Raw genomic sequence first — 10,180 nt, 5'->3', positions numbered from 1 at the left:
CTGACCGCATTGGTCCGCGCCTGGCGGCGCTGGAGCGGGCAGGCGGCGCTCGGTGTCGAACTGGAAGGGCACGGGCGCGAGGACCGTTTTCCGGACCTCGACCTGAGCCGTAGCGTCGGCTGGTACACCAGCGTCTACCCGCTGCGCCTGACCGCGCCGGACGACCTGGGCGCCGCCATCCAGGCCGTCAAGGAACAGCTGCGCCAGGTGCCCGACCACGGTCTGGGTTATGGGGTGTTGCGGCATCTCGGGCCGGACGCAATGCAAAGGGAACTCGCCGCGGCGCCGCGGCCGCCGCTGACCTTCAACTACCTGGGGCAGTTCGACGGCAGCTTCAGCGCCGCCGCGCTGTTCGTCCCGGCGCCCGAGGACGCCGGGGCCGACCGCGACCCGGCGGCACCGCTGGCGAACGAACTGGAACTGAACGGCGAGGTCTACGGCGGGCAACTGCGCTGCAGCCTGACCTACAGCCGGGCCCGCTATCGGGCGGCGACGTTGCAGCCGCTGCTGGAGGCCTACCAGGACGAACTGCAGGCGCTGATCGCGCACTGCCTGAGCCCAGCAGCGGGTGGCCTGACGCCATCGGACGTCCCGCTGGCGTCGCTGACCCAGGCCCAGCTCGATGCGCTGCCGGTCCCGCACCGCGACCTCGACGACCTCTACCCGCTCTCCCCCCTGCAGCAAGGTCTCCTGTTCCATGCGGTGCAGTTCGGAGCTGCCGATCCGTACTTCTATCAGCGGATCTTCCGGCTCCGCGGGACGGTTGATCCCGATCGGTTCACTGCGGCCTGGAATGCCGTGACCCGGGGTCACGAGGCGCTGCGTTCGCTGTTCCGATGGGACGACGCCGGGCAGCTGCTGCAATGGGTCATGAAGTCCTGCGAGTCGGTGGTTCCCGTGGACGACTGGCGCGATGCCTCGGCTGCGGAACAGCAACTACGGCTGGCCGAACAGCTCGCGACCGAGCGGCAGCAGGGGTTCGAAGGCCACTCGGGTCGCACCGTGCTGCGCCTGATCCGGACCGCCGACCGGGACTGGTGGCTGGTCTGGAGCCAGCACCATATCGCCCTGGACGGCTGGAGTACCGGCGTCGTGCTCCGTGATCTGCTGCGGGCTTACCGCGAGCAGTCGTCCGGCTCCGGAACGCTGACACCGGTCGGAACCTACTCGCACCGAGACTATCTGCATTGGCTGGCAGTACGCGATGAGGGCGAGGCACTCGGCTATTGGCGTGACGTATTGGCTGGATTCGACACGCCCACGCCGCTGCCATTGGCGCGGAGGATGCCAGACGACTCTGACGCGGTCGGCTACGACGAACAGACCCTGCGCCTGGATGAGGACGAGATGGTGCGGGTGCGGGCTGCGGTGCGACGCTACGGCATCACGCCGAGCACGCTGCTGCAGGCCGCCTATGCACTGTTGTTGGGGCGTCATGCCGATACCGCCGATGTGGTGTTCGGCATGACGGTGTCGGGACGCTCGGCGCCGGTTCCGGGTATCGAGGACCGCGTCGGCCTGTTCATCAACACGGTGCCGGTGCGCGTGCGGCTCGAATCGGCGCGGTCGGTGGGGTCCTGGCTGCAGCAGGTGCAGCAGGAGAGCTCGCAGAGACAGGAATTCGAGTTCGCGCCGCTGCCGGCCATCCAGCGGGCCTCCGAACTTGGCGACGGTCGCGGCCTGTTCGATGCGATCCTCGTGTTCGAGAACTATCCGCTCGATCAGGCGCTGCGGGATGACTCCGGCGACTTCCGTATCGAGTTGGCCGATTTCCCGGGCGCCAGGGATACGCGGGGCCGCAACAACTATGCACTGAGTTTGATCGCGCATCTGGACACGGCGTTGACGGTCACTTTTTCCGGAGAGTGCCGGCGCTTCGGGACCGGGGCGATGGCCATGCTGTGCCGGCAATTCCGGTATTTGCTGGCCGCGCTGAGCGCCGATGCGGTGCCGGCGGTTGGCGGCATCGCCCTGCACGGCGAGACGTTGATGGTGGGTTGCGACGGGGATGCCGCACTGCCGCGCTTTCCCGATTTGCTGGCCGCCTGGTCACATCACCTGCAGCACGATGCCGGAGCGGCAGCCGTGCAGGACGAATACCGCAGCCTGAGCCGCGCGCAACTGGACACGGTCGCCAGCCGCCTCGCCTCGGAGTTGCAGCAACTCGGAGCCGGGCCCGAATCGGTGGTGGCGGTGCTGCTCGAACGCTCGACCGAGTTGGTCGCCGCCCTGCTCGGCGTGCTGAAGGCCGGTGCCGTCTATCTGCCGCTGGACACCCGGCAACCGGCGGAGCGTCTGCGGGCGCTGATCAAGGCCAGCGGCGCCCGGGTGCTGCTAACCGCCGGCGTACCGAGCGCGTTGGCCCGCGAGCTGGGCGTGCCGATGCTGGCGGTAGCGATGACGGACACGACCACGGCGGGTGCGGCCATTGCCGCCGCCGGGCCGTTGCCGGAGCAGGCGGCGTACCTGATCTACACCTCCGGGTCGACCGGGACGCCAAAAGGTGTCACGGTCAGCCACAAGGCCTTGACCCACTATCTCCACGGCGTATTGCAGCGCCTGCGTCTTGCACCGGGCGGCAGTATGGCAATGGTTTCCACGCCCGCCGCGGACCTGGGACATACGGTCCTGTTCGGAGCCCTGTACTCCGGCCGCCTGCTGCATCTGGTATCGACGGACTGCGTCGCCGATCCGGAGGCCTTCGCGGCTTACATGGCTGCCAACCGCGTATCGGTGCTGAAGATCGTTCCGAGCCATCTGCGCGGCTTGTTATCGGTGAATTCGCCGGACCCGCTGCCCGAGCAGGCCCTGATTCTGGGTGGCGAGGCTTGTCCGCGCGATCTGGTCGAGACCGTGCGCCGGCTGAAACCGGCTTGTCGCGTGATCAATCACTACGGTCCGACCGAGTCCTGCGTCGGGGTCTTCACCCAGGAAGCCGGTAGCGACCAGGTCGGCGCCGTCGTTCCGATCGGTCGGCCCTTGTCCGGGGTGCTGGGGGCGTTGCTGGACCGCGAGCTGAATCCGGTGCCGCCCGGTGTCAACGGCGAACTTTACCTCAGCGGACCCAGTGTGGCCCGCGGCTATCACGGCCAGCCCGGCCTGACCGCGGAGCGCTTCGTGCCGGCTCCCTTCGGGCCGCCCGGGTCCCGCATGTACCGAACCGGGGATCGCGCGGTCGACGAAGACGGCAGCCTCCATTTCCTCGGGCGCGGGGACGACCAGATCAAGATCCGCGGCTTTCGCGTCGAACCCGATGAGGTCGCCGCGGCCCTGCGCCGCCTGCCCGGCATCCGCGAGGCACTGGTTACGGCAATGGCCGACGAGGCCGATCGCGAACGCCTGCGGCTCGTGGCCTATTACGTGGCGGAACCTGCGGGTGCGCCGGACGCGGAAGCGATCCGGGCCGGGCTCGATGTCGTGCTGCCGGACTATATGATTCCGGCGGTTTTCGTGCCCCTCAAGGCGATACCGCTGAATGCCAACGGCAAGGTGCAACGTGATGCTCTGCCTCCACCGGGCGCCGTTGCAGGCGCGCACGTGCCGCCGCGGACCGAGGTCGAGCGGACGCTGATGACGATCTGGGAGGCGGTATTGAAGCGGACGCCCATCGGGGTGACCGACAATTTCTTCGAACTCGGCGGTGATTCCATCCTGAGCCTGCAGGTCATCGCCCGCGCTCGCAAGGCCGGCATTCGGCTGACCCCCAAGCAGTTGTTCGAGAACCCGACGATCGCCGCGCTGGCGCCCGAACCCGGTAGCCGTAGTGACGCCCAGCCCGAGCGCGCCGCGATTCCGCGCGCCGAGCTCCCCGAGGATGGCCTGCCGCTGTCGTTCGGGCAGCAGCGGCTGTGGTTCCTACAGCAACTCGACCCCGACAGTGCCGCCTACCACATCGCGGGTGGACTGGCCGTCAACGGGACGCTGAACAGTGTCGCCTTGCAGACCGCGCTGCAGTCGCTGATGGACCGGCACGAGGCCTTACGGACCACGTTTCATGGCGTGGACGGCATGCCCTTGCAACGGATTCATTCGGCGCCGCCGCTGCCGTTCCGGGTGCTCGACGTGCCCCGGCAGGAGCCCGCCGCACGCGCCGACTGGCTGCAGGCCCGCAGTGACGAGGATGCCCGTCGTCCCTTCGATCTGGAAGAAGGCCCCTTGTGGCGGGTTACCTTGCTGAGGTTCGATGAGGCGAGGTCCGAACTCTGGCTGAGCCTCCATCACCTGATCGCTGATGGCTGGTCGCTGAATCGTCTGCTGGACGAGCTCGCGGAGCTCTACCGGGCGGCTGCCGAAGGGAGTATGGCCTCACTGTCGCCGCTGACGATCCGCTACGTTGATTTCGCCGTGTGGCAGCGAAACCGGCTGGCCGGTCCGCGCGCTGAGTCGTTGTTGAATCATTGGCGGACTCGGTTGGGTGACGAGCAGCCCGTGCTGGCGCTGCCAGTTGATCGACCGGCCCCGGTGGTGCGCAGTGGTCACGGTGGGCAGCTGGGCTTTGCCGTTCCCGCCGCCCTGGCCGGCCGTATCCGGTCGCTCGCGAACAATGGGGGCACCACGTCGTTTGCGGTGTTGCTGGCCGCGTTCTCCGCCTTCCTCTATCGGCATACCGGCGCGACCGACCTGCGTATCGGTGTCCCGGTCGCCAGCCGTGATCTGCCGGAAACCCAGGGCGTGGTGGGTTTCTTCGTCAACACGCTGGTGCATCGGATCCAGGTGAGCGGCCGGCAAAGCTTCGCGTCATTGATGGCCCACAGCCGGGAGGTCAGCGTCGATGCGCTCGCGCATGCCGAACTCCCGTTCGAACACCTCGTGGAAGCGTTGCAGCCGGAGCGCAGCCTCGGCACGAATCCGCTGTTTCAGGTCATGTACAGCCATCAGCGGCGCGATTTCGGCAAGCTGCGCTCGCTGCCGTCACTGGCAATCGAGCGCATCGAACGGGGCAGCGGTGCCACTCAGCTGGATCTGAGTCTCTACACCGAAGAGGACGAGGCCGGAAACCTGTCGGGTACCTGGGTCTATGCGACGGATCTGTTCGACGCCATGACTGTCGAGCATCTGCACGGCGGTTTCCTGCGCCTGCTTGGTCAGTTGTTGGCGGAGCCCGCCCGCAAGATCGCGGACGCGGATCTGCTCGGCGCTGACGGCACAGCCGCACTGGCCGCGCCCAACGCGACGGCGCGGTCTTACCCCGACCTGCCGGTCCATGAGCTGATCCGCCGCGCGGCCGAGCGCTCGCCCGAGGCTGTCGCTCTGGTGTTTCGGGGACAAACGATGAGCTACGGCGAGCTGGACCGGGCCAGCAACCGGCTCGCGCGGCGGCTGCACCGTCTCGGCGTCGGTCCCGACCACCGGGTCGGCATCGCCGCCGAACGCTCGTTCGAGCTGGTCGTCGGCCTGCTGGCCGTTCTGAAGGCCGGCGGCGCCTATGTCCCGTTCGACCCGGATTACCCGACCGAGCGGCTCGCCTACCTGTTCGAGGACGCGGCGGTCGACCTGATCCTGAGCCAGGACGGCGTCCGGGACCGGCTGCCCAGCGATGTCGGGCTGCTACGGTTAGACCTGGACGATCCCACGCTGACGGACGAATCGGAGGAGCCACCGGAGGTTGAGGTCCATCCTGAACAGCTGGCGTACGTCATCTACACCTCGGGTTCGACCGGTCGTCCCAAGGGAGCCGGCAACACGCATGCGGCGCTCGCGAACCGGCTGCACTGGATGCAGGAGGCCTACCGCCTGGGTGCCGATGACACGGTGCTGCAGAAGACACCGTTCAGCTTCGATGTGTCGGTCTGGGAGTTCTTCTGGCCGTTGATGGTGGGCGCACGCCTCGCGATCGCCGAGCCGGGAGATCACCGCGATCCGGCCCGGCTGTCGACACTGATCCGGGCTTACGGTGTCACGACCCTGCATTTCGTTCCTTCGATGCTGCAGGAATTCGTGGGCAGCGATGACTGCGATGCTTATCCGAGTCTGCGGCGCGTCGTTTGCAGCGGGGAAGCGTTATCTGCCGAACTTCGTGATCGCACGCTGCAGCGCTTGCCGGGAATTGATCTTCACAACCTGTACGGGCCGACCGAAGCGGCGATCGACGTCACCCACTGGACCTGCCGTGCCGATGACGGCGGCCGTGTGCCGATCGGACGTCCGATCGCCAACACGGCGATCCATCTGCTCGACGGCGACCTGAACCCGCTGCCGCCCGGCGTGATCGGCGAGCTGTTCATTGCCGGGGCCGGTCTGGCGCGGGGTTATCACGGTCGACCCGGTCTGACGGCCGAGCGTTTCGTGCCGGACCCGTTTTCCGCGGGCGGTCGCCTCTACCGGACCGGCGATCTGGCGAGCCGCCGGCGCGACGGGACCATCGATTATCTGGGTCGTGTCGACCATCAGGTCAAGCTCCGCGGCTTCCGGATCGAGCTCGGCGAGATCGAGGCTCAGCTAATCGCTCAGCTCGGCGTTCGCGAGGCTGTCGCCGCGCTCCGCGAAGGGCCGGGTGGGGCCCGGCTGTTGGCCTATGTGACCGGCGACGACCGGATGCTCGCTCCGGAGGCGTTACGGGAGGCCCTGCGTGCAACATTGCCCGACTACATGGTCCCGGCACGGATCATCCCGCTGGCGGAGATCCCCCGGACCCACAGCGGCAAGCTCGATCGTCGCGCGCTGCCGGAACCCGACTGGACGGGCGCCGATTACCAGGGTCCCGAGACGCCGGCTGAGCAGGAACTGGCGCGGATCTGGGGCGAATTGCTGGGTGTCGCGCGTGTCGGCCGGACCGATAGTTTCTTTGCCCTGGGCGGCCATTCGTTGCTCGCGGCGCAACTGGTCGCGCGTATCCGGCGTCAGTTCAATGTCGCGCTGCCGCTGCGCACGGTGTTCGAAACCGGGAGTCTGACGGCGCTGGCCAGCGAGTTGGAGATGTTTCAGCCTCAGCCAACCGGCGATGCGGCCCTGTCGGCGATCGACAGCCTGCTCGGCGAACTCGAAGCGTCATGAGCGTTACGACGGTGCAGCCGTCGCCGTCCGCTATCCCGGTGGCGGCGGCTGGAATCCAGTCGGAGTCGCTGGTGCGCCGCTTCGTCGCGCTGCCGCTGGACAAGAAGCGCCAGTTCATCGCGCGTCTGGCCGAGCAGGGTATCGACTTTTCCGTGCTCCCCATTCCGATGGGCCTGGCGGAATCCGAAGCGTGTCCCTTGTCTTGTGCGCAGCAGAGTCTGTACGTGCTGTGGTCGTTGCAGCCGGAATCGGCGGCGTATCACATGGCGGGCGGGGTGCGGCTGCGGGGAGCGGTGGATGCGGCTGCGGTGCGACGGAGTTTCGAGCTGTTGTGCGAGCGGCATGAGCAGTTGCGGACGACGTTTGGGGCGGCGGACGGCCAGCCGTTCCAGCGGATTGCCGTCAGCGCTGCGGTGGCGTGGCGGGAACTGGACTTGTCGCCGGTCGGTGGCGGCGCGGCCTGGGATGAGGCGCAGCGGCAGGCGCTGAGCGCGGCGGACGCGCGGGCGCCGTTTGATCTGGCCGCGGGGCCGTTGTGGCGGGTGACCTGGGTGCGGCTCGGGGCCGAGGTCCACGAACTGTGGCTGACGCTGCACCACCTGATCGGGGACGGGTGGTCGCTGCAGCGGCTATTGGGCGAGTTCGCGGTGGTGTACGCGGCGCAGACCGCGGGGCGGGCCGTGACATGGCCGCCGGTGCCGGTGCGGTATGTCGACTATGCGGTGTGGCAGCGCGCGTGGCTGGAGGCCGGGGAGGGCGCACGGCAACTGGACTACTGGCGGGCGCAACTGGGCGATGAGCCGGCCCCGGCGCTGCTGCCGGTGACGGTGGCGGAGAGCGACGCCGGCGGGCGGGTCGCGTTTGCCTTACCGGCGGCGCTGAGCGTCGGGGTCCACGCGCGGGCCCGGGCCGCCGGCGTCACGCCCTTCGTGGTGTTGCTGGCCGCCTTCAAAGCGCTGCTGTACCGGAACAGCGGAGTGAGCGACATCCGAGTCGGCGTCCCGCTGGCGAACCGGCACCGGGCGGAGACCGAGTCGGTCTTCGGCTACTTCGTCAACACGGTGGTATTCCGCACCGCGGTACACGGCAGCCTGACGTTTGACGAGCTGTTAATGCGGGTGCGGGAGACGGCCGTCGGCGCGCAGGCCCATCCCGACCTGCCATTCGAGCAGTTGGTGGAAGCGCTGCAGCCGGAGCGGAGCCTGGAGCGCAATCCGTTGTTCCAGGTCATGTACAACCACCAGGTGCGGGACGTGCGCCCGCTGGAGACCACGACCGGACTGCGGGTCGAACCGGTGGCGCGGGACAGCGGTGCGGCGCAATTCGACCTCAGTCTCGACACCGAGGACGACGGGGCGGGCGGACTCAGCGGTTTCTTCACCTACGCGGTGGCGCGGTTGGCGGCGGCGACCGTGGCGCGGCTGGCGGCGCAGTACATCGCGCTGCTGGACGCGCTAGTGTCCGATCCTGCGCAGCGGCTGGGCACGGTGGACCTGTTGGGTCGGGAGGATCGGATTGCTCTGGCGGGCTGGAACCGCTGGGTCGCTGAGCCGGTCGGCGAGGGCACGCTATCGGTGCCTGAATTGATCGCCCAACGGGCGATGGCGCAGCCGGGAGCGGTGGCGGTGGTTGCGGGCGATGTGGCCTTAAGCTACCGCGAGTTGGAAGCGGGGGCAAACCGCTTGGCATGGCGGCTGCGGGCGGCCGGGGTGGGTCCCGAGGTGCTGGTGGCGGTGCGGCTGGAACGCTCGGTGGAGTTGATCGTCGCGTTGCTGGCGGTATGGAAGGCCGGTGGGGCGTGCGTGCCGATCGATCCGGAAGCGCCGGCGGCGCGGGTGGCGGAATTGCTGGCGCGAGCCGGTGTGGGTCTCGGACTGACGTCGGGCGGTTTGCCGCCGCTGGCGTCCGACTCCAGCTGCCAGTGGCTGGATCTGGCCACGCTAACGGACGACGACACCGCCCCCCCCGGTTCCGGGCCGGTCGAGAGTGGTCGTGGTCGGCTGGGCGCCCGACCCGGAACCGAGCCGGTGGACGGGGCGACGGACGCGGGAGTTGGGTACGACGCTGGCCCGCCCCCCTCGGTCTCTCACCCGGAGCATCTGGCGTACGTGATCCACACCTCGGGTTCGACGGGGTTACCGAAAGGGGTGGCGGTGAGCCACGGGGCCCTGAGCCGGCATGTGCAGGCGGCGGCCGCGGCCTATGGTCTGAGGCCGGGGGATGGCGCGCTGCACTTTGCCGCGTTCAGCTTCGATGCGGCGGTCGAGCAATGGACCGTGCCCTTGATCAGCGGCGCGCGGCTGGTGCTCAGCGACAGCACCCTCTGGAGCGCCGAGCGGCTGCAGGCGGCCGTCGTGGAGCATCGGTTGACTCGGCTGGACGTGCCGCCGGCCTATTTGGCGGCGCTGGCCGAAGCCGGTATCGAACTGCCCGGCGTGCACTGCACGGTGGGCGGCGAAGCGCTGCCGCAGGCCAGCCTGGAACGGATCCTGAGTCGGTTGCAGCCGGCCTCGCTAACCAATGCCTACGGTCCCACCGAGGCGGTCATCACACCGCTGCTGTGGACGGCGGACGGACCGTGCAGCAGCGCGTATGCCCCGCTCGGCCGGCCGCTGGGGCCCCGCACGGCGTGGGTACTGGACGGCGACCTGAACCCGCTGCCGCCGGGCCTGGCCGGCGAGTTGTTCATCGGCGGACCCTTGCTGGCCCGGGGCTACCACGGCCAGCCGGGGCTGACCGCGGAGCGCTTCGTGCCCGACCCGTTCGGGCCACCGGGGTCGCGGCTGTACCGCACCGGCGACCGGGTCCGGCAACGGTCCGACGGCGTCATCGACTTCCTCGGCCGGACCGACCAGCAACTCAAGCTGCGCGGCTACCGCATCGAACCGGGCGAGATCGAAGCGGTGTTGCGCGCCCAACCGGGGGTGTACGAGGCGGCTGTCGTGCTGCGCGAGGAGGACACCGCCGGCGCGCAGCTGGTGGGCTATGTGGGTGGTGAGGGGCTAACTCCCGAGAGACTGCAAGCGGCCTTGCGCGAGCAGCTGCCGACCTACCTGGTGCCGCAGCGGATCGTGGTGCTGGAGCGATTACCGCGGCTGGCGAGCGGCAAACTGGACCGGCGGGCCTTGCCGGCGCCGGAACGGGCGAGCACGGCGACGCTGGCCCCCCGGACCCCGACCGAAGCGCA

2 protein-coding genes are annotated in these 10,180 nt (G+C 68.9%); both read left to right on the top strand.

Annotated elements, in window-relative coordinates:
• The first annotated feature begins 9 nt into the window (after positions 1-9).
• Positions 10-6,993: an amino acid adenylation domain-containing protein gene (locus ACW73L_RS21890; protein WP_498924667.1), complete on the top strand. Its 6,984-nt coding sequence runs from the start codon at positions 10-12 to the stop codon at positions 6,991-6,993.
• The coding region (locus tag ACW73L_RS21885; RefSeq protein WP_498924666.1) for an amino acid adenylation domain-containing protein at positions 6,990-10,180 on the top strand (3,191 nt) is incomplete at its 3' end. The genes ACW73L_RS21890 and ACW73L_RS21885, both read left to right, overlap by 4 nt.

This window comes from Methylolobus aquaticus (assembly GCF_054172105.1).
This window is presented reverse-complemented; position numbering and strand designations above follow the sequence as displayed.